General features: G+C 67.5%; 20 protein-coding genes. 9 read left to right on the top strand and 11 right to left on the bottom strand.

All coding sequences use genetic code 11. The features are described from left to right. Position 1 precedes the first annotated feature (1 nt). From AC1DVU_RS19640 to AC1DVU_RS19630, 3 genes are all read left to right on the top strand, one after another. Complete coding sequence (locus AC1DVU_RS19640) at positions 2-496, top strand: beta-class carbonic anhydrase (RefSeq protein WP_476924139.1); 495 nt, start codon at positions 2-4, stop codon at positions 494-496. Between the two features lie 74 nt (positions 497-570). Continuing rightward, on the top strand, positions 571-1,038 hold the full coding sequence (locus AC1DVU_RS19635) for a hypothetical protein (protein WP_476924138.1): 468 nt from the start codon (positions 571-573) through the stop codon (positions 1,036-1,038). Positions 1,039-1,041: 3 nt separating this feature from the next. Continuing rightward, complete coding sequence (locus AC1DVU_RS19630; protein WP_476924137.1) at positions 1,042-2,490, top strand: multicopper oxidase family protein; 1,449 nt, start codon at positions 1,042-1,044, stop codon at positions 2,488-2,490. On the opposite strand, the gene AC1DVU_RS19625 is transcribed toward AC1DVU_RS19630, so the two are convergent. After that, positions 2,491-4,584: a DNA gyrase/topoisomerase IV subunit B gene (locus tag AC1DVU_RS19625; protein WP_476924136.1), complete on the bottom strand. Its 2,094-nt coding sequence runs from the start codon at positions 4,582-4,584 to the stop codon at positions 2,491-2,493. A 212-nt stretch (positions 4,585-4,796) separates the two neighbouring features. On the opposite strand from AC1DVU_RS19625, the gene AC1DVU_RS19620 reads away from it, so the two are divergent. Then, complete coding sequence (locus AC1DVU_RS19620; RefSeq protein ID WP_056213457.1) at positions 4,797-5,000, top strand: DUF7455 domain-containing protein; 204 nt, start codon at positions 4,797-4,799, stop codon at positions 4,998-5,000. Positions 5,001-5,066: 66 nt separating this feature from the next. On the opposite strand, the gene AC1DVU_RS19615 is transcribed toward AC1DVU_RS19620, so the two are convergent. From AC1DVU_RS19615 to AC1DVU_RS19600, 4 genes are all read right to left on the bottom strand, one after another. After that, complete coding sequence (locus tag AC1DVU_RS19615; protein WP_476924135.1) at positions 5,067-6,605, bottom strand: phospholipase D-like domain-containing protein; 1,539 nt, start codon at positions 6,603-6,605, stop codon at positions 5,067-5,069. 178 nt (positions 6,606-6,783) lie between these two features. Beyond that, positions 6,784-8,247 (bottom strand): RNA polymerase sigma factor, encoded by a 1,464-nt coding sequence (locus AC1DVU_RS19610; protein ID WP_476924134.1) that lies wholly within the window; start codon positions 8,245-8,247, stop codon positions 6,784-6,786. 108 nt (positions 8,248-8,355) lie between these two features. Further along, positions 8,356-9,834 carry a glutamate-cysteine ligase family protein gene (locus tag AC1DVU_RS19605; protein WP_476924133.1) on the bottom strand — a complete coding sequence of 493 codons (1,479 nt, stop codon included), beginning with the start codon at positions 9,832-9,834 and terminating at the stop codon, positions 8,356-8,358. Positions 9,835-9,843: 9 nt separating this feature from the next. Next, positions 9,844-10,830, bottom strand: coding sequence for a DUF4192 domain-containing protein (locus tag AC1DVU_RS19600; protein ID WP_476924132.1), 987 nt, complete (start codon positions 10,828-10,830; stop codon positions 9,844-9,846). A 124-nt stretch (positions 10,831-10,954) separates the two neighbouring features. On the opposite strand from AC1DVU_RS19600, the gene AC1DVU_RS19595 reads away from it, so the two are divergent. The 3 genes from AC1DVU_RS19595 (at position 10,955) to AC1DVU_RS19585 (ending at position 15,505) form a co-directional block, all read left to right on the top strand. Beyond that, positions 10,955-12,259 carry a DNA polymerase IV gene (locus AC1DVU_RS19595; protein ID WP_476924131.1) on the top strand — a complete coding sequence of 435 codons (1,305 nt, stop codon included), beginning with the start codon at positions 10,955-10,957 and terminating at the stop codon, positions 12,257-12,259. Next, positions 12,256-14,367 carry a S9 family peptidase gene (locus AC1DVU_RS19590; RefSeq protein ID WP_476924130.1) on the top strand — a complete coding sequence of 704 codons (2,112 nt, stop codon included), beginning with the start codon at positions 12,256-12,258 and terminating at the stop codon, positions 14,365-14,367. The genes AC1DVU_RS19595 and AC1DVU_RS19590 overlap by 4 nt, the downstream gene beginning before the upstream one ends. 241 nt (positions 14,368-14,608) lie before the next feature. Further along, complete coding sequence (locus tag AC1DVU_RS19585) at positions 14,609-15,505, top strand: sigma-70 family RNA polymerase sigma factor (protein ID WP_476924316.1); 897 nt, start codon at positions 14,609-14,611, stop codon at positions 15,503-15,505. Here AC1DVU_RS19585 and coaE read toward each other — a convergent pair. Further along, on the bottom strand, positions 15,502-16,104 hold the full coding sequence (gene coaE, locus AC1DVU_RS19580; protein WP_476924129.1) for a dephospho-CoA kinase: 603 nt from the start codon (positions 16,102-16,104) through the stop codon (positions 15,502-15,504). The two genes, AC1DVU_RS19585 and coaE, sit on opposite strands and share 4 nt — an antisense overlap. Positions 16,105-16,111: 7 nt before the next feature. After that, positions 16,112-16,951: an SH3 domain-containing protein gene (locus AC1DVU_RS19575; protein WP_476924128.1), complete on the bottom strand. Its 840-nt coding sequence runs from the start codon at positions 16,949-16,951 to the stop codon at positions 16,112-16,114. Between the two features lie 135 nt (positions 16,952-17,086). Between AC1DVU_RS19575 and AC1DVU_RS19570 the strand changes: the two genes are divergently transcribed. Then, positions 17,087-18,397 (top strand): class I adenylate-forming enzyme family protein, encoded by a 1,311-nt coding sequence (locus AC1DVU_RS19570; RefSeq protein ID WP_476924127.1) that lies wholly within the window; start codon positions 17,087-17,089, stop codon positions 18,395-18,397. Here the strand turns inward: AC1DVU_RS19570 and AC1DVU_RS19565 are convergent. Beyond that, complete coding sequence (locus AC1DVU_RS19565) at positions 18,350-19,393, bottom strand: phosphatase PAP2 family protein (RefSeq protein ID WP_476924126.1); 1,044 nt, start codon at positions 19,391-19,393, stop codon at positions 18,350-18,352. The two genes, AC1DVU_RS19570 and AC1DVU_RS19565, sit on opposite strands and share 48 nt — an antisense overlap. A gap of 46 nt (positions 19,394-19,439) precedes the next feature. After that, positions 19,440-20,399: a GlxA family transcriptional regulator gene (locus tag AC1DVU_RS19560; protein ID WP_476924125.1), complete on the bottom strand. Its 960-nt coding sequence runs from the start codon at positions 20,397-20,399 to the stop codon at positions 19,440-19,442. Between the two features lie 93 nt (positions 20,400-20,492). On the opposite strand from AC1DVU_RS19560, the gene AC1DVU_RS19555 reads away from it, so the two are divergent. Beyond that, positions 20,493-20,630 (top strand): hypothetical protein, encoded by a 138-nt coding sequence (locus AC1DVU_RS19555; protein WP_476924124.1) that lies wholly within the window; start codon positions 20,493-20,495, stop codon positions 20,628-20,630. Between the two features lie 66 nt (positions 20,631-20,696). On the opposite strand, the gene rpsA is transcribed toward AC1DVU_RS19555, so the two are convergent. Both rpsA and AC1DVU_RS19545 read right to left on the bottom strand, forming a co-directional pair. Next, positions 20,697-22,163 (bottom strand): 30S ribosomal protein S1, encoded by a 1,467-nt coding sequence (gene rpsA / locus AC1DVU_RS19550; protein ID WP_476924123.1) that lies wholly within the window; start codon positions 22,161-22,163, stop codon positions 20,697-20,699. A 207-nt stretch (positions 22,164-22,370) separates the two neighbouring features. After that, positions 22,371-23,627, bottom strand: a complete 1,257-nt coding sequence (locus AC1DVU_RS19545) for a M18 family aminopeptidase (protein WP_476924122.1) — start codon at positions 23,625-23,627, stop codon at positions 22,371-22,373. Between the last annotated feature and the right edge of the window lie 72 nt (positions 23,628-23,699).

Raw genomic sequence — 23,699 nt, 5'->3', positions numbered from 1 at the left:
CATGCCTGACTTCGACGACTTGCTCACTGCCAATCGCGAGTATGCCGAGGACTTCGGACTCTCCGGGTTCGACGGAATCGCCCACGCCGGCATCGCCATGGTGACCTGCATGGACTCCCGGATCGACCCCCTGCGCATGATCGGCCTCTCGCCCGGCGACGCCAAGATCCTCCGCAACCCCGGCGGGCGCGTCACCGACGCCGCTCTCGTCGCCCTCGTGCTCGGCGTCACCCTCCTCCAGGTGCGCCGGATCCTCATCGTCGAGCACACCCGGTGCGCCATGGCGTCGTCGACCGAGGATGAGCTCAAGGCCCGCGTCGGTTCCGCAGCCGGCACCGACGCGTCGTGGATGAGCCTCGGTGCGATCGTCGACCAGGAGAACACCGTGCGAGCCGACGTGATGCGCGTGCGGAGCCATCCACTGATCAGCGACGACATCCTCGTCGGCGGCTTCGTCTACGACGTCGACACCGGACTGCTCAACCCCGTCGCCTGATCCCTGCGAAGACAGGACAAAAGCGTCTCGCGGGTTCATCATGGGGGGTGGAGGGACCCCACGAAGGAGTCGAGATGCGCAAGACGTACCGAATCCTGGCCGACATCATCGCGATCGAGGTCGTCATCCAGGCCATGGCCATCGTGTTCGGTGTCGCCGGCCTGTTCAAGTGGATCGATGACGGAGGCACGCTCGACAAGTCCGTCATCGAGTCGTGGGAGGACGACCCTCCGACCTGGACGGGTTCGATCGGCCACTTCATCCACGTCATGAACGGCACGTTCCTGATCCCGCTGCTGGGCCTCATCCTGCTGATCGTGTCGTTCTTCGCCGCGGTCAACGGAGGCGTCAAGTGGGCCGCCATCATCTTCGTGTCGATCGTCGTCCAGGTCCTTGCCGGCACGCTTGCCGAAGAGTCGCCCTACCTCGGACTCGTGCACGGACTCAACGCGTTCATCCTGTTCAGCTCCGCCTTGATGGCCGCCCGAAGTGCCAGAGTGGCCAGACCCGACTTGGTGGACACACCGACGAACGCACCCTAGAGCGTGAGGCGTCGCGCGCTGCTGGTCGCGTCCCTCGCGACACTCGTCGTCGTGGCGCCGCTCGCCTGGTTCTGGCACGCCAGCCTGGTCCCGTCAACGTACTCCGTCATGGACATGGGGTACGTCGACACCGGTGGTGCGCCCGAGCACCACAGCGGTCATCACGGTGCTCACACGACGAGCGTCGCGGATCTCGTGGAAGACCCCGAGCGAGTGCCGGACGTCGTGGTCGAGCTGACCGCCCAGCGCGGCAGGATCGACCTGTCGTCGGGCTACTCCGTCGACGGCTACACGCTCAACGGCCGCTCCCCCGGCCCGACCATCACCGCAAGGGTCGGCCAGCTCGTCGAGGTGCACGTCATCAACGACAACGTGCCCGACGGCATCGCGATGCACTGGCACGGCGTCGACGTCCCGAACTCCCAGGACGGTGTCGCCGGCGTGACGCAGGACGCGATCGGCCCGGGCAAGAGCCACACCTACCGCTTCGTCGTCGACCGCGTCGGCAGCTACTGGTACCACTCGCACCAGGTCTCGCACGTGCAGGTCGTCAGAGGCCTCTTCGGCCCGCTCATCGTGCTGCCTGCTGCCGGGATCGACCAGGATCACGACGTCACGGCCGTCGCACACACGTACCGCGGCGTGCGTACGCTCAACGCCGTCCGTGGCGACGTGCCCGTCGCTGCGGCTGAGGGCGAGACCGTACGCGTGCGAGCCATCAACACCGACAACGGGCCGATGCGGGTGTGGTCCGACTCCGACTACCGGATCGCGGCGATCGACGGAACCGAGGTCAACCAGCCGACGGCTGTCTCCGGCAAGGATGTGACCGTGACGGCCGGCGGCCGCATCGATCTCGTCGTGACGTCACCGGCGCGCGTCCAGATCGGCGGCGCGACGGCGCTGCTGATCGCCCCGAAGGGCGCCACGCCTCCCCCACGACCGCCGCCGCCCACGAGCCAGGTCGACCTGCTGACGTACGGCGCACCGACCGAGACCGGGCTCGACGCGTCGGACCCGGACCGCGAGTTCACCTACTCCGTCGGCCGCAAGCCTGGCTTCGTCGACGGGATGCCGGGCATGTGGTGGTCGATCAACGGCCACCTGTTCCCCGACGTCCCGATGTTCATGGTCGCCGAGGGTGACGTCGTCGTGATGCACATCGAGAACCATTCGGGCGAGGTCCACCCGATTCACCTGCATGGCCACCACGCCCTGGTGCTGAGCCGTGACGGCAAGCCGTCAACCGGGAGCCCGTGGTGGACCGACTCACTCAACGTCAATCGCGATGAGAGCTTCGACATCGCGTTCGTAGCCGACAACCCCGGCGTCTGGATGGATCACTGCCACAACCTGAACCACGCCGCTGACGGCCTGGTCGCGCACCTGATGTACGAGGGCGTCAGCACGCCGTACGTGGTCGGCGGCGACTCCGACAACTCACCGGAGTGATCAGGCGTCGATCCGGTCCGCGTCGATCTCGTAGGCGCCCTGCACGATGAACTCCTTGCGCGGCGGCACCTCGTTGCCCATCAGCAGCTCGAAGACCGACGAGGCCTCCTCGCCGTCGTCGACCGTGAGCCGGCGCAGCGTGCGGTGGCGCGGGTCCATCGTGGTCTCGGCAAGCTGCGAAGCGTCCATCTCGCCGAGGCCCTTGTAGCGCTGCACCGGGTCTTTCCACTTGATGTTCTTGCGCTGGAGCTCGGCGAGCTTGCGCTGCAGCTCGGCGTCCGAATAGGTGTAGACGTACTTGTCCTGCCCCTTCTTGGGGTTGGACAGCTCGATGCGATGCAACGGCGGCACCGCCGTGTAGACCCGGCCGGCGTCGACCAGCTCGCGCATGTAGCGGAAGAACAGGGTCGCCAGCAGGCACCGGATGTGTGCGCCGTCGGAGTCGGCGTCGGCCATGAAGATGATGCGGCCGTAGCGCGCCGCGTCGACATCGAACGTACGCCCTGAGCCCGCCCCCACGACCTGGATGATCGACGAGCACTCGACGTTCTTGAGCATGTCGCCGATGCTGGCCTTCTGGACATTGAGGATCTTGCCGCGGATCGGCAGCAGTGCCTGGAACTCCGAGTCGCGTGCCGACTTGGCGGTGCCGAGCGCCGAGTCGCCCTCGACGATGAACAGCTCGGAGCGCTCGACGTCGTTGCTGCGGCAGTCTGCGAGCTTGGCCGGCAGGGCGCTGGACTCGAGTGCGTTCTTGCGGCGCTGGGTGTCGCGATGCTGGCGGGCCGCGAGACGCGTCTTGGACGCGTCGACGACCTTCTCCATGACCCGGCGCGCCTTGGCCTTGTTGACGGCCTTGGTGGACGTCAGGAACGCCTTGAGCTCGCGGGACACGACCTGGTTGACGATCTTGGTGACCGCCGGGGTGCCCAGCACCTCCTTGGTCTGCCCTTCGAACTGCGGCTCGGCCAGGCGTACGGTCACGACCGCCGTCATGCCCTCGAGCACGTCGTCCTTGATGACGTCGGCGTCGCCGGCCTTGAGCAGGCGCGTGGTCTTGAGCACCTCGTTGAAGGTCTTGGTGAGACCGCGTTCGAAGCCGTTGAGGTGCGTGCCGCCCTTGGGCGTCGCGATGATGTTGACGAACGACTGGACGTGGGTGTTGTAGTCGGTGCCCCAGCGCACGGCGATGTCGACGCCCAGGGTGCGCTCGATGTCCTGAGGGGTCATGTGGCCCTTGTCGTCCAGCAGCGGGACCGTCTCGGTGAAGACGTCCTCACCCTGCAGGCGCAGCACCTCGGTGACTGGCTCGTCCGTCGCCAGGAACTCGCAGAACTCGGCGATGCCGCCGTCGTGGCGGAACTTCTCCTCGTGCGGCTCGTCGCCACGTCGGTCAGTGATGACGATCTCGAGGCCGGGCACGAGGAACGACGTCTGTCGGGCGCGGGCGACGAGCTCCTCATAGGCGAACTTGGCGCCCTTGATGAAGATCTGCGGGTCGGCCCAGTAGCGCACCCGTGTGCCGGTCTTGGCCTTGGCGACCTTGCCGATCTTGCGCAGCTCGTTGGTCGGCGTGAAGTCGGCGTCGGGGCCTTCCCCGGCGAACACGCCGGGGACGCCACGGCGGAACGACATCGCCCAGGTCGCGCCGCCCTTGTCGACCTCGACGTCGAGCCGGGACGACAACGCATTGACGACCGAGGCGCCGACGCCGTGCAGGCCTCCGGTCGCGACATAGGAGCCGCCGCCGAACTTCCCGCCCGCGTGCAGCTTGGTGTAGACCACCTCGACACCGGTCAGGCCGGTCTTCTTCTCGATGTCGACCGGAACACCACGACCGTCGTCCTGGACCTCGACGGATCCGTCGTCGTTCAGGGCGACCCGGATGTGCGTGCCGTGGCCCGTCAGCGCCTCGTCGACGGAGTTGTCGATGATCTCCCACAGGCAGTGCATGAGACCGCGGGTGTCGGTCGAGCCGACGTACATGCCGGGGCGCTTGCGGACGGCCTCCAACCCCTCGAGCACGAGGAGATTGCGGGCGTCATAGGTGCTGTCGATGATCGGGAACCTTTCGAGCTGGTCGGCCTCCTCCAAGACTAACGACCACGGACGACCTTCCTTCTCCTGACACGCTGCTCATCCACGCGCCCCACAGCGCGCCTGCGTCGATTTGTCCCGCTCGGGGAGTATGTATGTCGTAGGTCACGAACGACCACGAGGAATAGCGCCCCGTGATTGGATGTTGATCTGATCAGAACCGCCGATTGCTCAGAGAGAAGGTCACCGTGACAACACTGACAGCCCCCATGCTGAGCTCCCTCGACCGCTGCGACCGCTGCGGCGCTCAGGCCTACGTACGCGTGACGCTCGGCGGTGGTGGTGAGCTGATGTTCTGCGCTCACCACGCACGGCAGCACGAGGACAAGCTCCGCGAGATGTCAGCGCTCATCCACGACGAGAGCGAACGACTCGCGGCGACGCCGTCGACGTTCGCCGACGAAGACGCATAACCACTTCGTCACCCAGACGCACGCGAAGGGCCGGCCAGATCATCTGGCCGGCCCTTCGCGTTGTGCTCAGTAGGGGTAGCTGCGGTACTCGTTGGACTGCAGGATCGCCTTCCAGTGCTCAAGGTACGTGTCGTAGATCTCCGGATCCGTCGTCTCGGTCGTGATCTCGTCACTGCCTACGAGGTTGGACCCCGTGAGGGCTGCGGAGCCGGCCTGGACGACCGTCGCCCGGGCGCCGTCGGACGGCCACGGACTGCCGTCAGGCAGCGTCTCCTCGGGGTTGTAGAAGTTCCGGCGCAGCTTGGCCTCGACCAGGATCGTCTTGTCGTGCGGCTTGGCCCACGCGGCTTCGATCGTCCGGCTCGACGTCTTGAACACGTCGAGGATCGGTCGGCAGACGCGAATGTAGAGCTGGCAGTGGGTCGTGCGGTTGACCTTGAGGTCGTCCTCGAAGTAGACGCCCGAGATCTTGCACCCACCCTCGGCGAGCTCGACGAGCTTCTGAGCCACCGCGATGCGGCGGTACTTGAAGCGGTTCTCCTGCAACCTGATGCGGCACTGGTCGTCCGGGATGACCCGCTTGAGCAGCATCAACACCGGGTCCTTGCCGTTCGTCGGCGTCGCACGGATCGGTGTCGGGTAGATCGTCACGTTGGAGAGGTTGGAGTAGAACATCCCGTAGACGGGATCCGCCTTCGTGTAGCCGAACTGGTCGGCTTCGGCCTGGGTGATGCCGTAGCGCTGGTTGTTGGCCTTGATGTACGCCGTGTAGTTGCTGTTGACGTTGCGCTCGGCCCACATGTCGCGCCACATCTGGCGGGTCTCGAACCACAGCTTGCGGTCGTTGTAGACCGTCAGGCCGTTGTTGTAGGTGCGCTCACCGCTGGGTCCGCCGAGGTTGGCCGATCCGGACCAGATCGCAGCGTTGGCCGGCTTGTTGGCGCGCGTGTAGGTGCTCGAGACGAGCAGGATCTTGGTGTGCATGATCGCGCCGCTGAGGCTCGACAGGCAGGCGAGGCTCTTGCCCTTGGAGCAGATCTTGAAGTGGCCATGCTTCAGGTTGTTGAGCTTGCTCTGCAGCGCGCGCGACTCCTTGGACTGCGACGCCTTGCCGTGGATCACGTAGACCTCGACGCCGTTCTGCGCAGCGCGAATGAGCTCGCGGCCGACCCTGTGCGAGTTCTCCATGCGGGAGATCGACATGTAGACGGCCTGGGAGCCGCGGTCTGGACGCAGGGCGCCGCTGGGCGTGCGGTAGGAGCCCCGGATCAGTCGCTCGAGGTCGTTGAGCAGCGAGAAGTCGCTGTTGGCCGAGCTGGAGATCGACCGGTAGGGCCGGGAGAAGTTGGACTCGAGCGTCACCGGCTTGGTGCTGCCGTAGGGACTCGGGAACGCCGAGAGGGTCGACGCAGCGACTGAGCTGTCGGTCGCCGCACCGTCGGTGGTGTCCGCCGGCGCCGCCGGGGTGGTGGACGTCGCCGAGCCGTCGGCCGTGCCCTCTTCGGCGCTGGAGGCACCGGACGCGTATCCGAGCAGCAGGCTGCCGAGCAAGGCACCCACCCCGAGCGTGCGCAGCACGCGCTTCGATCTGCCGACTTTTTGCACAGGTCTACTCTCCGAGGTGGCTCGATGGTCGTGACAGTCTAGCGCAATCAATCCCGGGGGACGGCAGACTGCCGTGTCGGCGCGGCCGAGTCACTCGGCACATCCACAGGCTACCGCGCCTGAGAACGCCGAAGGGCGCCATCGCGTGATCGCGTTGGCGCCCTTCGGCAGCGGCTTCTCAGTCGAGGTAGTCGCGCAGGACCTGCGAGCGCGACGGGTGCCGCAGCTTGCTCATGGTCTTGGACTCGATCTGGCGGATGCGCTCGCGCGTGACGCCGTAGACCTTGCCGATCTCGTCGAGCGTCTTGGGCTGCCCGTCAGTCAGGCCGAAGCGCATCGAGACGACGCCGGACTCACGCTCCGAGAGCGTGTCGAGCACGGCGTGCAGCTGCTCCTGGAGGAGCGTGAACGACACCGCGTCGGCCGGGACGATCGCCTCGGAGTCCTCGATCAGGTCGCCGAACTCCGAGTCGCCGTCCTCGCCGAGCGGCGTGTGGAGGCTGATCGGCTCGCGGCCGTACTTCTGGACCTCGACGACCTTCTCGGGCGTCATGTCGAGCTCGATCGCGAGCTCCTCGGGGGTGGGCTCGCGACCGAGGTCCTGGAGCATCTGGCGCTGCACACGGGCGAGCTTGTTGATGACCTCGACCATGTGGACTGGGATGCGGATCGTGCGGGCCTGGTCGGCCATCGCGCGGGTGATCGCCTGGCGGATCCACCACGTCGCGTAGGTCGAGAACTTGAAGCCCTTGGTGTAGTCGAACTTCTCGACCGCGCGGATCAGGCCGAGGTTGCCCTCCTGGATCAGGTCGAGGAACAGCATGCCGCGACCCGTGTAGCGCTTGGCCAGCGACACGACGAGGCGCAGGTTGGCCTCGAGCAGGTGGTTCTTGGCCCGGCGGCCGTCGATCGTGATCCACTCGAGCTCCTCGAGCACCTTGGCCGAGATGCGCCCGCCCTTGGCGAGCTTCTCCTCGGCGAAGAGCCCGGCCTCGATGCGCTTGGCGAGCTCGACCTCCTGGCCGGCCGTCAGCAGGGAGACCTTGCCGATCTGCTTGAGGTAGTCCTTGACCGGGTCGGCGGTGGCGCCGGCGACCATGACCTGCTGGACAGGCTCGTCGCTCTCGTCGGCGGCAGAGATCGTGAAGGACGACTGCTCGTCCTCCTTGAGGGTCGGGTCCGTCGCGAGGTCCTTCTCGAACTCCTCGTCAGGGATGTCCGGCAGGATCTTCTTGCCCTGCGCGTCGACCATCACCGTGCCGTCACCGACGGGCGGCACCTCGAGGGCGTCGGCCAGGTCGATGCCCACGGGGATCTTCGACTCCTCGGCCTCGGCGCCCTTCTTGGGGGCAGCCTTCTTGGCCGGGGCCTTCTTCGCGGCGGTCTTCTTGTCGGTGGTGCTTGATGCGGTCTTGGTCACTGTCGCTTCTGTCTTGGCCGGGGAACGGGACGGTGTGGTGGCCTTCTTGGCCGGGGTGTTGGCGGTGGCGGACTTCTTGGCCGCCGTCTTGCGTTCTGGTGTTGTCGTCTTGCTAGGTGTCTTCTTGGCCGGGGCCTTGTGGGCCTTGTCCACATGCTCTTCCTTGGCCCCACCGAGAATCTTCCTGACGGCACGGATCGGCGATCCTGCTGCGGGATTCACCGGCACGTCAACCTCACAAGCGGTAGATGGGCGCAACAATGAGGCCTGTGGTCAACCTCTGGCTCCAGTGTGCCATGCAGAACCAACCACCGGCATCTCAGGGTCCTCTCAGGAGTGTGTCGGCCACGTGTGAACCGGATCACCGCTGTGCATGTGTGCCTCGTACGCCTGCGTCGTGGACCGCATCGCGGTCAGACGGTCCGTCGACGAACCGAGCTGATGCGCGAACTCCTCGATCAGCCAGGTCGCGCCATTGCGTCCGGTGATGCACCGCTGCTCGATGATCCCGAGCAGCCGGTCGCGTACGGCGACGTCGACCTCCATCTCCTCGAGGCCGGCGTGGGCCAGCGGCAGCAGCTGGCGCAGCACCAGCTCGCGTGCCGGGACGGTGCCGGCCGCCGGCCAGTAGATCTCGGTGTCGATGCCGGCGCGGGCGGCTTGGTGGAAGTTGTCCTCTGCGGCACGGAACGACAGCTGCGACCAGACCGGCCGGTCGCTGCTGCCCAGGACCTTGACGAGTCCGTAGAACAGCGCGGCGTTGGCCATCGTGTCGACGACCGTCGGACCGGCCGGGAGCAGGCGATTCTCGATCCGGAGGTGGGGCCTGCCGTTCGCGACGTCGTATATGGGCCGGTTCCAGCGATAGATCGTGCCGTTGTGGAGCCGGAGCTCGGGCAGGTTGGGCACCCGGCCGGCCTCGAGCTCGACCAACGGGTCCTCGTCATCGACGATCGGCAGGAGCGCCGGGAAGTAGCGGACATTCTCCTCGAACAGGTCGAAGACCGACGTGATCCATCGCTCGCCGAAGAACACCCGAGGACGGACCCCTTGAGCCTTGAGCTCCTCGCTGCGAGTGTCGGTGGCCTGCTCGAACAGCGCGATCCGGGTCTCGTGCCAGAGCTGCTGGCCCAACAGGAACGGCGAGTTGGCGCCCACGGCGACCTGGACGGCCGCAATGGCCTGGGCTGCGTTCCACATGGGCGCGAACTCGTCGGGCTCGACCTGGAGATGGAGCTGGGTGCTGGTGCAGGCGGCCTCGGGAATGATCGTGTCGGCAGTCGTGTCGAGCCGGTCGACGCCGTCGATCACGATCTCGATGTCCTCGCCGCGAGCATTGAGGATCTGCTCGGACAGCAGGTGGTAGCGGGGATTGGCCGAGATCGAGTCGCGGCTGAAGTGCCCCTCCTGCAACGTCGGAAGGATGCCGATCATCAACAGATGTGCGCCGACTGCGGACGCCTTGGCCTGTGCGTGGTTGAGGTCGTCGCGCAGCGAGCCCTGGAGCTCGTCGAGTCCCACGCCGGAGATGCGGGCCGGCGGCACGTTGATCTCGATGTTGAAGAGCCCGAGCTCGGTCTGGAAGTCCTCGTCCGCGATCGCCTCGAGTGCCTCGGCGTTCTTGAGCGCAGGGTCTCCCTTGTCGTCGACGAGGTTGAACTCGATCTCGATGCCGACGTGGGTGTGCTCGAACGACAGGTCGTACTCGCTCAACATCCGGGCGAAGACATCGAGGCACCGGCGCACCTTGGCGCGATAGCGCGTACGGTCCTCGCGGCTGAACTCGCGTGCATCGACGTCCTGTCCCATGCACACAGCCTAGGGCGACGGGGCCTCCGCGGCTTGGAGTGCGAGCCAATGAGACGGGGAGACCCCGCCCTCCAGCATCTGGAGCATCAAACCGGCCATGGAGTACTCCCGGTCTGCGGCCAGGGCGCGCTCGACCGCGATGAGTGCCTGCGCGCCGTCCCCGGTCAACCATGCGGCGAACGCCGTGAGGCTCAGGACGGCCGGCTCGAACGGCGGGACGACGCTGCTCGAGATGAGGGTCAGCAGCCGCAGCATGTCGTCGGCCGTCTCGGCGGTGATCTGGCCCCACACCTCATCGCGCACCTCGATGCTGGACATCCAGACCGAGAATCGTGTGACCTCCTCGTCACTGAGCCGCTCCCCCGCCAGGCCGCGATCGAGGATCGGCTGAACCTGCTGCATCCCGACCGCGGCAAGGTCGCGATCGGGCGTGCGGGCGACCAAGGGCACGACCTGGCGCAGGATCTCGTCAGCGGCGCGCTCCATCCAGCCACGGCGCGGCTGGGCCACCGCCGCGAAGCGGTCGACGAGGGCTTGCCGGTCCGGCAGGATCTGCTGTCCGGCGGCGATCGCCTGGACCACTGCAAGGTGGTGGTCGGACGTCTCGTACGGGATGCCCTCGGCGGGGAACCCGGGCTCGTCCGACCAGTAGCGCTCACCGTCGGCCCGGACCGCGACGATCAGGGCGATCGGCGGGAGCTGCCGCTCGATCGCGGCAAGCAGGTCGCGCGCGACGTCCTGCTCCTGGGTGACCGCGAGGAAGATCGCACCCTCCGCGCCCTGGCGACCCAGGTGGCCCACGACGATCGCGGCGAGCTCATCGACGTCCTCAGGCGCGGGGATGTCGACGCGGAGCCGGAAGCCGAACCGGCGCCGTGGCCCCCGGGTTGAGACCGCGACCAGTGACTCCTCGGGCCGGAAGCCGAAGAGCGTGGGCAGCGTGTTGAGGAGGTCGGGGATGTCATGGGCCGTGTAGACCGAGGGCGTCTGCGTCATGCCTCAACGCTCGCGGCCCGAGCGCCCGCGATTCAGCCCGCTGACGGACATCTGTGGATCATGCGAAACCATGCCATCGGCATGTGCATGACGATGTGTCCGGACCTCGCGAGACACTGTGCGCATGCGGTCGACGGCGTCCATCATGCACCTCGACCTGGACGCGTTCTTCGCCTCGGTCGAGCAGCGCGACAAGCCATCGTTGCGGGGCCGGCCGGTCATCGTCGGCGGCATAGGCCCGCGCGGCGTGGTGGCCACGGCGTCATACGAGGCGCGAGTGCACGGCGTGCGATCCGCCATGCGTACGGCCGAGGCGCGCGCGAGATGCCCGCATGCGGCGTTCCTCGGCGGCCGGTTCGACGCCTACCGCGAGGCCAGCCGACTCGTCATGGAGCGGCTTCGTGCGGAGTCCGAGGTCATCGAGCCGCTGTCGCTCGACGAGGCGTTCGTCGACCTCGCCGCCGGTCCCGGCTTCGACGCCGACCGGGTCGAGGAGGTCGTTGCCGGGATCCGCGGCGACATTGCCGAGATCACCGGCGGCCTGACCGCCTCGGTCGGCGTTGCGTCGTCCAAGCTCATGGCCAAGATCGCCAGCGAGATCAACAAGCCTGACGGCGTCTTCATCGTGCAGCCAGGCACGGAGGCGGACGTGCTGGGCCCGATGCAGGCGACGGTCATCCCCGGCGTCGGCCCGGCCACCGCCGAGCGCCTCCGTCGGGTCGGCATCCTCACCGTGGAAGACCTCCGCTCCCCCAGCGAGGACGAGCTCGTACGCCTGCTCGGCCAGTCCTCCGGACGCTCCCTGCACCGCATGGCCCGGGCCGACGACGACCGGGCGGTCGTGGCGTCGCGGGAGACCAAGTCCGTCAGCGTCGAGGACACGTTCGAGCAGGACATCTCCGACCGGCTCCAGCTCGAGGCGATCATCGAGCGCATGGCCCGGTCGGTCTCCGGCCGGCTCCGCAAGAACGGGCTGTCGGGGCGCACCGTGACCCTCAAGATGCGCCACCACGACTTCGAGACGCACACCCGGTCGTCAACCCTGCCCAACCCCACCGACAACGCACGCATCCTGGCGACGACCGCGCGCGGGCTGTTGGCCGGCGAGGACATCAGCAACGGCCTGCGGCTGCTGGGTGTCGGGGTCAGCGGACTCGCCGACTGGGTCCAGGACGATCTGTTCGCCTCCGACGAGGACGACGAGCTCGACGAGGAGCCCGTAGAGGAGGTCACAGCGCGCCCCACGCGGTGGTATCCCGGCATGGACGTGCACCATGACGACCACGGCGATGGCTGGGTCTGGGGGTCGGGCCTCGGCCGGGTCACGGTCCGCTTCGAGACCCGTTGGACACCGCCCGGACCGGTCCACACGTTCCGCGCCGACGACCCCGCGCTCGGCGCGGGCCACACCGGTACGTTCGGGGTATGAACGTGCCCCCTCCCGTCGCCGAGCGCCGGCCCATCGTCCGCAGCCACCACGGAGACGATTTCGTCGACGACTACGAGTGGATGCGCGACAAGGAGGACCCGGCGACGCTGGCCTACCTCGAGGCAGAGAACGCCCACACCGACGCGGCGACCGCACATCTCGAGCCGCTTCGCCAGCAGATCTTCGACGAGATCAAGGCGCGCACGCTCGAGACCGATCTCTCGGTCCCGGTCCGCCGCGGCAAGTGGTGGTACTACGCCCGGACGCTCGAGGGCCAGCAGTACGCGATCCGGTGCCGCTGCCCCATCGACGACGCCGACGACTGGAACCCTCCGGTGCTCGAGGCCGACGCGGAGATCGCCGGCGAGGAGATCCTGCTCGACTCCAACGTCGAGGCCGAGGGCCACGAGTTCTTCTCCCTCGGGGCATTCAGCGTCAGCGACGACGAGAGCCTGCTGGCCTGGTCGGTCGACACCCAGGGCGACGAGCGCTACACGATCCGCGTCAAGGACCTGCGCACCGGCGAGGTGCTCCCCGACGAGATCCCTGCGACGAGCGGCGGCGCGACCTGGTCGGCCGGCGGCACCCACCTCTTCTACACGACGGTCGACGACGCATGGCGCCCTCACCGGGTCTGGCGGCACCGCCTGGGCTCGACCGACGAGGACGTCCTGGTCCTCGAGGAGCCGGACGAGCGCTACTTCATCGGGGTCGGTCGCACGCAGTCCGAACGCTTCCTGGTCATCGGGCTCTCGTCCAAGATCACCAGCGAGGTGCGAGTCCTCGAGGCGGACGATCCCGAGGGCGAGTTCCGTGTCGTGCTCCCCCGCCGTGACGGCGTCGAGTACTCCCTCGAGCACGCCGTCATCCGCGGCGAGGACTTCTTCCTGGTGCTGCACAACGACGGAGCACTCAACTTCGAGCTCGCCGCCGTACGGGTGGACGATCCGAGCGTGCGCACGGTCATCATTCCCGGCAGCGAGTCGACGCGGCTCGAGGACGTCGACGTGTTCGCCAAGCAGCTCGTCGTGTCCTATCGCCGCGACGCGCTGTCACGCATCGGCGTCATCCCCCTGGGCCCCGACGGGCTCGGGGAGCTCACCGAGATCGACTTCGGCGAGGAGCTGTTCACCAGCGGCGTCGGCGCCAATGCCGAGTGGGACCAGCCGCTCATCCGCGTCGGCGTCGGCTCGTTCATCACGCCTGCCTCGATCTACGACTACGTCGTCGACACCGGCGAGCTGATCCTGCGCAAGCAGGCCCCCGTGCTGGGCGGCTACGACCCGGACGAGTACGAGCAGCACCGCAGCTGGGCTGTCGCCGATGACGGCGTACGTGTGCCGGTCTCGGTTGTGTGCCGCAAGGACACGCCCCGCGACGGCACCGCCCCGGCGCTGATCTACGGCTACGGCGCCTATGAGGCGAGCATGGATCCGGGGTTCTCCGTCATGCGCCTGTCGCTGCTGGATCGCGGGTTCGTCTTCGCGATCGCCCACGTCCGCGGAGGTGGCGAGCTCGGCCGGCACTGGTACGACGACGGCAAGATGCTACACAAGCGCAACACGTTCACCGACTTCGTCGCGAGCGCCCGTCACCTCGTCAATGAGGGCTGGACTTCAGCCGATCGCCTGATCGCCGAGGGCGGCAGTGCCGGTGGCCTGCTGATGGGCGCCGTGGCCAACCTCGCGCCCGACGCCTTCACCGGCATCGTTGCGAGCGTGCCGTTCGTGGACGCACTCACCACGATCCTCGACCCGAGCCTGCCGCTCACGGTCATCGAGTGGGACGAGTGGGGCAACCCGCTGGAAGACCCCGAGGTCTACGCCTACATGAAGTCCTACGCGCCCTACGAGAACGTCGGGGCACACCCCTACCCCGCGATCCTCGCCGTCACGAGCCTCCACGACACCCGGGTCATGTACGTCGAGCCGGCCAAGTGGGTCGCCAAGCTCCGCGCGACGGCGACCGGCGATGCACCGATCCTGCTCAAGACCGAGATGCACGCCGGTCACGGTGGGGTCAGCGGCCGCTACGCGTCCTGGAAGGAGCGGGCCTGGGAGCTCGCTTGGATCATCGATCGGGCTCAAGCCGCTGGTCACGCTGGTTGAGGTGCGCAGCGAGCTCTGCGAGCGGAGCCTCGAAACCAGCACATCAGTGGTTTCGAGGCTCCGCTTCGCTCCGCACCTCAACCACCTAGACGTGGTCTTTAGCACGCAACTCCTAAGAAGCGTCTGAGAGCGGAATCCTTGGGGTAGTCAAAGCGTTCTGATCAGTACAGACACTGATGGGAGGCGCACGGTGAGCGCACGAAATGGCAGCACCAACATCGAGGGCAAGGACAGCGTCGGCATGTACCTTGCCGAGATTGCCCGCACTCCCCTGCTCGACGCCGAGCGTGAAGTCGAGCTGAGCAAGACCGTGGAGGCCGGGCTGTTCGCCCGACACCTCCTCGAGGAGGGTCGCGTGGGCCGTCGCAAGGGTGGCGCGCCCAAGTACGCCACGGAGGAGGAGCTGCAGTGGCTCGCCGACGAGGGTGACCGGGCCGTCCAGGAGTTCATCCAGGCCAATCTGCGACTCGTCGTCTCGATCGCCCGCAAGTACGGGCGCTCCGCGATGCCGATGCTCGACCTGGTCCAGGAGGGCAACACCGGACTGATCCGCGCGGTCGAGAAGTTCGACTACGCCAAGGGGTTCAAGTTCTCGACGTACGCCACGTGGTGGGTGCGACAGGCGATCACCCGCGGCATCGCGCAGCAGGCCCGCGTCGTACGCCTTCCGGTCCACGTGGTCGAGGAGCTCAACCAGGTGACGGCGGCTCGCCGCAACCTGGAGCGCCAACTCGGCTATGACCCGGAGCCTCAGGAGATCGCCCTGGAGCTCGGCATGGACATCGACCGGGTCATCGACCTGATGTCATGGGGACGTGACCACGTCAGCCTCGACTCACCCGTTGACGAGGACGGCGACACCTCGCTGGGCGACCTGATCGCCCGCGAGACGCAGCCCGGTCCCGACTTCGCGGTGCTCGACGACGAGTCACGGCACCTGATCTCGACGCTGGTCGACCATCTCGGCGAGCGTGAGGCCGACATCGTCCGAGCGCGCTACGGCCTGCTCGACGGACGCCAGCAGAAGCTCGCCGACATCGGCAAGCGGCACGGCATCTCGGCCGAGCGTGTACGTCAGCTCGAGCGCGAAGCCCTGGCCACGCTGCGGCGCATCGCGGATCCGGACCTCGCCGCCTAGGCGGAGGCCGCCCTGGACACGAGCTCGTCCCATGTTCCCCCGACGATGAGAGCGAGCTCGTCCATCGGACCGGTGTTGTCGATCACCAGATCGGCGGCACCGGTCCTTTGCTGTCTGGACGCCTGCGCCGCGATGCGGGCCCGGGCTTCCTCCTCGGACATCCCGCGAGAGCTGACGAGGCGGGCCACCTGGACTTCTTCGGGCACGTCGACCACGACGACGACGTCGCAGTGCTGGGCAGCGCCCATCTCGACGAGCAGCGGGTTGTCGTGCACGACGATCGCGTCAGGTCCCGCCTCAGCCTCGCGGGTGGCAGCGAGTCGCCAGATCGCCGGGTGCGTGATCGCGTTGAGGTCGGACAACGCAGCAGGGTCGGCGAACACGATCGCCGCGAGCGCCGGACGATCGAGCGTCCCGTCTGGAGCAATGACGCCGGCACCGAAGCGCTCAGCGATCGCCTCGAGCCCGGCGCTGCCCGGCTCGACCGCCTCGCGGGCCAGCACGTCGTAGTCGATCACGACGGCGCCATGCGCTGCCAACAGCTCGCTGACGGTGCTCTTTCCCGAGCCGATCCCGCCGGTGAGCCCGACCCGCAGCACGTACGCCCTAGCCTGCGGCGTTGCCGTAGGTGGTGACGTGCACGTGATCCATGTGGTTGGCCGTGGGGCTGCCGCGGTCCGACATGCTCCGCCACGCGCCCGATGTCGCCGGCCGCCAGATCTGCTGGTGCCAGATGAGGTACTCGATGCCGAGCTCGGCCCGGTGCTCCTGCAGGAACGCCGCGACCTCGTAGCCGATGGGGTTGCCGGTGCCGACCATGATGTCGAGCGCCTGGCCCGTGGCGTGCTCGCCGCGGCCGGAGACGCCGCCATAGCGGACGATCGACGGGAACTTCGCGCAGACGGCCCGGTGGACCTTGATGGTGTCGGGCTGGAGGCCACGCTCGGAGCTGGAGCCGGACGCGCACGGCGACGTGCCGAGCGGCATCTCCTTGGCCAGGCGCTTGGCCTCGACCCAGCGAGGCAGGCCCTTGTGGATGATCTGGGCCCAGTCACCCTTGGCGACGCCGGTGATGTCGACGGTGTCGCCGGAGGCGACCGTGGCGAGCACCGGGGAGGAGCTCTCGGGGGCAGCGTGGACCTCAACGGCCGAGACGGCGAAACGCTTGGCCTTGACCTTGTCCTCGGCGGCAGCCTCGTTGGTCAGCGGGACGCGCTCGGCGCTGCGGCTGATGTCGGGTGCCTTCTCTGCCGAGGACACCGCGAAGAGGTCCTGCTTGGGCTGTGCTGATGCGGCTGCGGCTTCGGTCGGTGCGGCGGGGTCCTGTGCGACCACGAGGGCACCGGCAGCTGCGATGGTCAGGAGACCGGCAGTGGGGAGGATCGTTCGCGAGAAGTTCAGCCGGCCGGGCGCCTTGCGCGCATGCCTGTGGCGAAAATCTGCCACGGATGGACCACCTAGTGCTAGACGAAGGTCTGACTCAGCGTTCGAGTGAAGCATACTTTGTGCGTCGGTTCACATTGCAAACGCCCATCCCCGCTGACCGACGTGACAGATGTCTCACGATGTGGGAGGTTCCGGGTGCCCGACGTCCTCACCGCGGCCGAGAGCGTGATCGCCCAGCAACGCGTCGCCGGTGCCCTGCACGCCCGCGGCCTCCGTCCCGGCGATCGTGTCGTGCTGTGCGTGCCCGGCTCGGCGGACTACGTCAGCGCAGTGCTCGGGGCCTCCCGTTCCGGCGTCGTCCCGGTGCCGCTCGACCCGAGACTGACTGCGTACGAGCGGGACGCGATCATCCGAGACGTCGAGCCCAGCCTGATCGTCGATGACCCAGGGGCACTCGAGTCACTGCTCGACGGCGAGCCGAGAGAGCTCGACGACTGGCCGCGGTGCCGTCCGATGCACTTCACCTCCGGGACCACGGGGCAGCCGAAGGGTGTGTGGTCTGGCCTGCTCACACCGGCGAACTCCGCGGCACTCGTCGAGGAGGAACGTGACCTCTGGGGGTTTCAAGCCGGCGACCTCGACCTCGTCGTGTCCCCGATCTACCACTCCGCCCCATTGCGGTTCGCGATGGGGACGCTGCTCGCCGGGGGCTCGATCGCCGTGCTCCCGAAGTTCGACCCCCAGGAGTTCGCCCGGGCCGTCGCCGACCTGCGCCCGACCTCGATGTTCTGCGTTCCCGCGCACCTGCAACGGCTGTTCGCCTGGCTCGACGAGCACGATCCGGCGCTCGACACGTCATCGTTTCGACTCGTCGCACATGCCGGCGCGCCGTGCCCCGAGCCCGTGCGCCGCCGCGCGCACGAGACCTTCGGCACGCATGTGGTGTGGGAGTTCTACGGCTCGACGGAAGGCCAGTTCACGGCCTGCCCTGCTCCGGAATGGATCGCCCACCCCGGCACTGTTGGGCGGGCCAGGCCAGGCCGCGTCGTCACCGCCGACGAGGACGGGCAGCTGTGGTGCGCCGTTCCGGAGTGGGCGCGATTCACGTACTGGAATGCCGCGGACAAGACGCGTGCGGTCTGGACCGAGACGCCCGATGGCCCCGCGTTCACCGTCGGCGACCTGGGACGAGTCGAGGACGGGTACGTCTACCTGGACTCCAGACGCGAGGACCTGATCATCTCCGGCGGGGTCAACGTCTATCCGGCTGAGGTCGAGGCCGCGCTCGAGGACGCCGACGGCCTCGTCGACCTGGCGGTGTTCGGCCGCGATGACCCGGAGTGGGGACAACGGGTGTGCGCGGCGTACGTCGGAGACGTCGACGAGGAGACCCTGCGCGAGCTCGCAACCCGACGACTCACGCCGCCGAAGCGACCCAAGACGTACGAAAAGCTCGCGTCACTGCCCCGCACTGCGACCGGCAAGGTCCGCCGCACTGACCTCTGAAGGCTCGAATTCGGGAATCTCGTCGGGGGCGGCGAATTTCTCTCCGACCCAGGCGCCGACGAATCCCAGCAGCAGGCCGGCAATGACGTCTGAGACGTAGTGCCAGCCGAAGTAGACGGTCGCCACCATCGTGATCGCGAGGAATGCGCGCAAGGCCCACACGAATGTCCGATGGAGGCCGGCCCGTTGCGCGACCAGGCAGGCCGTCGTGGCGATCGCGACATGGAGTGAGGCGAAGGCGGCGATGTTCTGGACGTTGTTGGTGTGCACCGGGTCGGCGAGGACCTGGAGACGCTCGGTCCACATCGACTGCTGCAGCGCCGTCGTCGAGGTGTGGCTCAGGTCCGCGAAGTCTCCCGGTCGGTCATAGATCGGGCCGAGGGTCGGCAGGGCGAAGTTGAGCGCCACTCCCATGACCCAGTCGATCGAGACCGCGGTCACCCACCACGAGCTGATGCGGTCACGGCGGGCCCAGACCAACGCGACAGCGAGTGAGGCCGGGAGTGCGACGATCCACACGATGTAGAAGAACGACAGCACCTGCGCCGCGACACCGGTGCCCAGGAGCTGGTGCAACAGCACGGCTGGCGAGTGACCGCCGAACATCGCGAAGTCGATGCGAGACAGGTCGCGATCGTAGAGCTCGTGGTTGGCGAACGGCACGAAGCCCTTGAGGTTGCGAACGGATGCGTAGGTGACGTACCAGCCGATGAGCCCCACGACCATGAACCGCAGGTTGGCTGCCGGCCACCGCTCACGCCAGACCTCGGCGACCGCGGCACGGGCGGTGCCCCACGACGTCGCCCGCAGGACAGCACGCGGGATGACGTCGAGAACCAGCGCCAGGAGCACGATGAGGGGAAGCAGCACGAACGTCGGACCGACCGATCCGTCCGGGTCGTGGAACCCCAGTCCCAGGGACTCTGCCATCACCAGAGCAGCGACCAGGGTCGCCACTGCAAGCGCGGAGCTGAACTCCAAACCGGATCTGCGCACGGTCAGACTGTATCGTCCGACACCCTCAGGTGCCGGATTCGCACGGCTAGACAGCCTCATCCACGCACGTGAACGTCTTGCGGTACTGCTGCGGCGTGGTGCCCCTCGCGGTCGCGAAATGATGACGCAGCGTCGCGGCGTTGCCGAAGCCCACGCGGGTCGCGATCTGCTCGACCGACAGCGAGGAGTTCTCGAGCAGTTCCTCGGCGTTGGCCAGCCGCTGGCTCGTGAGCCACTGCAGCGGGGTCGTACCCGTCTCGTCCCTGAACCGGCGGGCGAACGTACGCGGCGACATGTGCGCCTGCGCGGCGAGCTTCTCCACCGACAGCTGCTCGTCGAGGTGGTCGCTCGCCCAGGCCAGCAGCGGAGCAAGCGTGTCGGCCTCGGTCTGACCCATCGGCGTACGGATGAACTGGGCCTGGCCCCCGTCGCGGTGCGGCGGGACGACGATGCGACGAGCGGTCGTCGTGGCGACCTTCGCACCGTACATCTGCCGCATCAGGTGCAACGAGGCGTCGATGCCGGCGGCGGACCCCGCGCCGGTCATGATGTTGTCCTCCTGGACGTAGAGCACGTCGGGGCGCACGATCGCCTTCGGATACATCTGCGTCATCTGATCGGTGTAGCGCCAGTGGGTCGTGCACTCACGGCCGTCCAGCAGCCCTGCCTCGGCAAGCATGAACGCCGCCGAGCAGTGGGCATAGACCAATGCCCCGCGTTCGTACGTATCGCGCGCGGCCTGGAGCACGAGCGGGTCGAAGTCGAGGAACTCGCGCTTGGGCGAGAAGCAGACGAGGTCGGCGTCCTCGAGCGCGTCCAGACCGTGCTCGACGTGCAGGTCGAAGCCTGACCGGCCCCGCACCCGGCCGGGCCGCGGCGTGCACACCCGGAAGTCGAACACCGGATTGTCGTCCTCGGGGTGATAAGGCTCGGCCCACACCTCACATATCGATCCCAGCCCGAATGGCTCGGCCCCGTCCTGCACCACGACCGCAACAGTCTTCATGCACCGAGCATCTCAGACAGTTGGCAGTAAATCAATGCAGAGTGGCATTACTGCCACTGGTGGCAGCATCTCGACAGGACGAGAATTACTGCCATGTTCATCTTCCTGATCGCCCTTCTGGTCCTCGCCGCCGGGATCGCACTTGCCGTGCAGATCCCCAAAGACGGGTACGGCACTCGTCCAGGTCCGCGCAGTCACCTCGACTCATTCCCGCCCAATAGCTTCGTGTGAAGCCGCGAGAACAACGAAGAACCCCCGGTCCTGGTGGACCGGGGGTTCTTGCGTTGAGCGGAGTGGTTACTCGCCGCCCGTGAGCTTCTCACGGAGCGCCTGGAGCGCCTCGTCCGAGGCGAGCGAGCCCTCCTGCTGCGGGGCGTCGTCACCGCCTGCGGTGTCCGAGGAGTAGTTGGCCGCTTCGGAAGCCTCGATGCCGGCCTTCTCGGCCTCCTCGATCTGCTTCTTGTGCGCCTCCCAGCGCTCGTGCGCCTCGGCGTACTGCTTCTCCCACGTGGCGCGGGCCTCGTCGAAGCCCTCCTGCCACTCGCCGGTCTCGGGGTCGAAACCTTCGGGGTAGATGTAGTTGCCATCGGCGTCGTATGACGACGTCATGCCGTAGAGGGTGGGGTCGAAGTCATCGCTGACTGCGGCCTCGGTCTCGTTGGCCTGCTTGAGCGACAGCGAGATGCGGCGACGCTCGAGGTCGATGTCGATGATCTTGACCATGACGCTGTCGCCGATCTGCACGACCTGCTCGGGGATCTCGACGTGACGCTCGGCGAGCTCGGAGATGTGCACCAGGCCCTCGATGCCCTCCTCGACGCGGACGAACGCACCGAAGGGGACCAGCTTGGTCGCCTTGCCGGGCACGATCTGCCCGATCTGGTGCGTACGCGCGAAGTGCTGCCAGGGGTCTTCCTGCGTGGCCTTGAGCGACAGCGAGACGCGCTCGCGGTCCATGTCGACGTCGAGCACCTCGACGGTGACCTCGTCGCCGACCTGAACGACCTCGTTCGGGTGGTCGATGTGCTTCCACGACAGCTCGGAGACGTGGACGAGTCCGTCGACGCCGCCGAGGTCCACGAACGCACCGAAGTTGACGATCGAGGAGATGACGCCCTTGCGGACCTGCCCCTTCTGGAGCTCGGTGAGGAAGTTCTGGCGAACGGCCGACTGGGTCTGCTCGAGCCAGGCACGGCGCGACAGGACCACGTTGTTGCGGTTCTTGTCGAGCTCGATGATCTTGGCCTCGATCTTCTGGCCGATGTAGGGGTCGAGGTCGCGCACACGGCGCATCTCGACCAGCGACGCCGGCAGGAAGCCACGCAGACCGATGTCCATGATCAGGCCGCCCTTGACGACCTCGATGACGGTTCCCTCGACCACGCCGTCCTCGGCCTTGATCTTCTCGATGTCGCCCCACGCGCGCTCGTACTGCGCACGCTTCTTCGACAGGATGAGGCGGCCTTCCTTGTCCTCCTTCTGGAGGACGAGGGCTTCGACGTTGTCGCCGACGGAGACGACCTCGTTGGGGTCGACATCGTGCTTGATGGAAAGTTCGCGGGAGGGGATGACGCCCTCGGTCTTGTAGCCGATGTCGAGGAGGACCTCGTCACGGTCCACCTTGACGATGACACCTTCGACGATGTCGCCGTCGTTGAAGTACTTGATGGTGAGGTCAATTGCGGCGAGGAAGTCTTCCTCAGAGCCGATGTCGTTGACGGCGACCTGCGGTGCTACGTGGGGTGTGGCGAGACTGCTTGACATAGAGGAGTTGCTCCGATGGATGGGTGGAATTGTCGGGCACGTCTGACAGCCCTTGGATCGTGATGAGTCGAGGAGGTTCGCCCGACACGGCGCACGAGCACGGGCCTGCTCTGTCCGAGGTACGTACAGGCCGTCAGCGCAGCCTCAATCGTACGCGACGGCGGTCCTTTGCAGGAAGCCGGGTCGTGCGGGTGCCGGGTTGTGCCGTCACGCCGGTGACAAGAAGGCTGCGAGCGCACGGGCATACGTGTCCACGTCCGCCGCGCCCATGAGCTCTCGCGCCGAGTGCATCGCCAGCTGCGGGGCGCCGACGTCGACGGTCAGCATGCCGGTGCGCGCGGCACTCAGCGGCCCGATCGTCGAGCCGCAGGGCAGGTCGGCGCGGTGCTCGTAGCGTTGCAGCGGCACGTCGGCCTGCTCGCACGCGACGGCGAACGCCGCAGCACCCGGGGCATCGGTCGCGTAGCGGAGGTTGACGTTGACCTTGAGGACCGGTCCCCCGCCGATCGAGATGTGGTGGAGGGGCTCGTGGCGCTCGGCGTAGTTGGGATGCGTCGCGTGTGCCATGTCGCCGGAAGCGCAGACCGATGCGGCGATCGCGCGGTGGTAGTCGTCGCGCGTGCCTCCCGCAGCGAGCACAATGCGCTCGAGCACGGTGGCGAGCAGGTCGGACTGGGCACCGCGCTCCGAGGTGCTGCCGACCTCCTCGTGGTCGAACAGCGCGAGAACCGGACGGATGCCCTCGACGGCAGGGGCATCGAGCAGCGCCCGGAGCCCCGCGAAGCAGGTGACCTGGTTGTCGAGGCGCGGTGCGGAGACGAGCTCGGTGTGCGCGCCCGTGAGTGCGCTCGGAGTGGTGTCGTGGGCCATGAGCTCGAACCCCAGGATGTCGCCGCGCGCGACGCCGGCCCGGTCGGCGACGTACTCGAGGAACTCGCCCGGCTGCGTCGACCAGATCGCATTGAGATGGCGTTGGGGGTCGAGCTCGACACCCTTGCGCTCGGCCGACAGGTGGATCGCGAGCTGAGGCACCCGGAGCACCGGCTCGTCGATGTGGACGAGTGTCTCGGTGCCATCGCGCAGCGCGAGCCGCCCCGCAAGGCCGAGGTCACGGTCGAGCCAGGAGTTGAGCCACGCACCGCCGTACGGCTCCATCGCCACGACGCCGAGTCCCTCAGGGGCGATGTCGTGGTGCTGCTTGAGCCGGAGGTTGGGGCTGTCGGTGTGCCCGCCGACGACGCGGAAGGGGTCACCGGGAGTCTGGCTCGCCTCGGTCGACCAGGCGACGAGCGAGCCGCCGCGGATGACGTAGTGGCGCCCGGGCCCGGTCGGCCAGGCGTCCGCTTCCCGCACACGGGCGTATCCGGCTGCGTCCAGCTCGGCAGCTGCCGCCTCACACACGTGGAACGGGGTCGGCGAGCGGTCGACGAAGGTGCACAGCGCGGCAGCGGGAGCGATGGTCATAGGAAACTCACCCTAGAACACCGCACCGATGCACCTTGAGCCTGTCGAAAAGTGCTTTCGACAGGCTCAAGG

Source organism: Aeromicrobium sp. P2_G6 (assembly GCF_056403535.1).
The sequence above is the reverse complement of the archived record's forward strand: the minus strand, read 5'-3'. Positions and strand labels throughout refer to the sequence as shown.

Excerpts from the sequence above, each read along its gene's own strand:
- AC1DVU_RS19640 (WP_476924139.1), top strand. The coding sequence starts at position 2 with ATGCCTGACTTCGACGACTTGCTCACTGCCAATCGCGAGTATGCCGAG.
- AC1DVU_RS19635 (WP_476924138.1), top strand. The coding sequence starts at position 571 with ATGCGCAAGACGTACCGAATCCTGGCCGACATCATCGCGATCGAGGTC.
- AC1DVU_RS19620 (WP_056213457.1), top strand. The coding sequence starts at position 4,797 with ATGCTGAGCTCCCTCGACCGCTGCGACCGCTGCGGCGCTCAGGCCTAC.
- AC1DVU_RS19605 (WP_476924133.1), bottom strand. The coding sequence starts at position 9,834 with ATGGGACAGGACGTCGATGCACGCGAGTTCAGCCGCGAGGACCGTACG.
- AC1DVU_RS19600 (WP_476924132.1), bottom strand. The coding sequence starts at position 10,830 with ATGACGCAGACGCCCTCGGTCTACACGGCCCATGACATCCCCGACCTC.
- AC1DVU_RS19595 (WP_476924131.1), top strand. The coding sequence starts at position 10,955 with ATGCGGTCGACGGCGTCCATCATGCACCTCGACCTGGACGCGTTCTTC.
- AC1DVU_RS19590 (WP_476924130.1), top strand. The coding sequence starts at position 12,256 with ATGAACGTGCCCCCTCCCGTCGCCGAGCGCCGGCCCATCGTCCGCAGC.
- AC1DVU_RS19585 (WP_476924316.1), top strand. The coding sequence starts at position 14,609 with ATGTACCTTGCCGAGATTGCCCGCACTCCCCTGCTCGACGCCGAGCGT.
- AC1DVU_RS19560 (WP_476924125.1), bottom strand. The coding sequence starts at position 20,399 with ATGAAGACTGTTGCGGTCGTGGTGCAGGACGGGGCCGAGCCATTCGGG.
- AC1DVU_RS19555 (WP_476924124.1), top strand. The coding sequence starts at position 20,493 with ATGTTCATCTTCCTGATCGCCCTTCTGGTCCTCGCCGCCGGGATCGCA.
- rpsA (WP_476924123.1), bottom strand. The coding sequence starts at position 22,163 with ATGTCAAGCAGTCTCGCCACACCCCACGTAGCACCGCAGGTCGCCGTC.
- AC1DVU_RS19545 (WP_476924122.1), bottom strand. The coding sequence starts at position 23,627 with ATGACCATCGCTCCCGCTGCCGCGCTGTGCACCTTCGTCGACCGCTCG.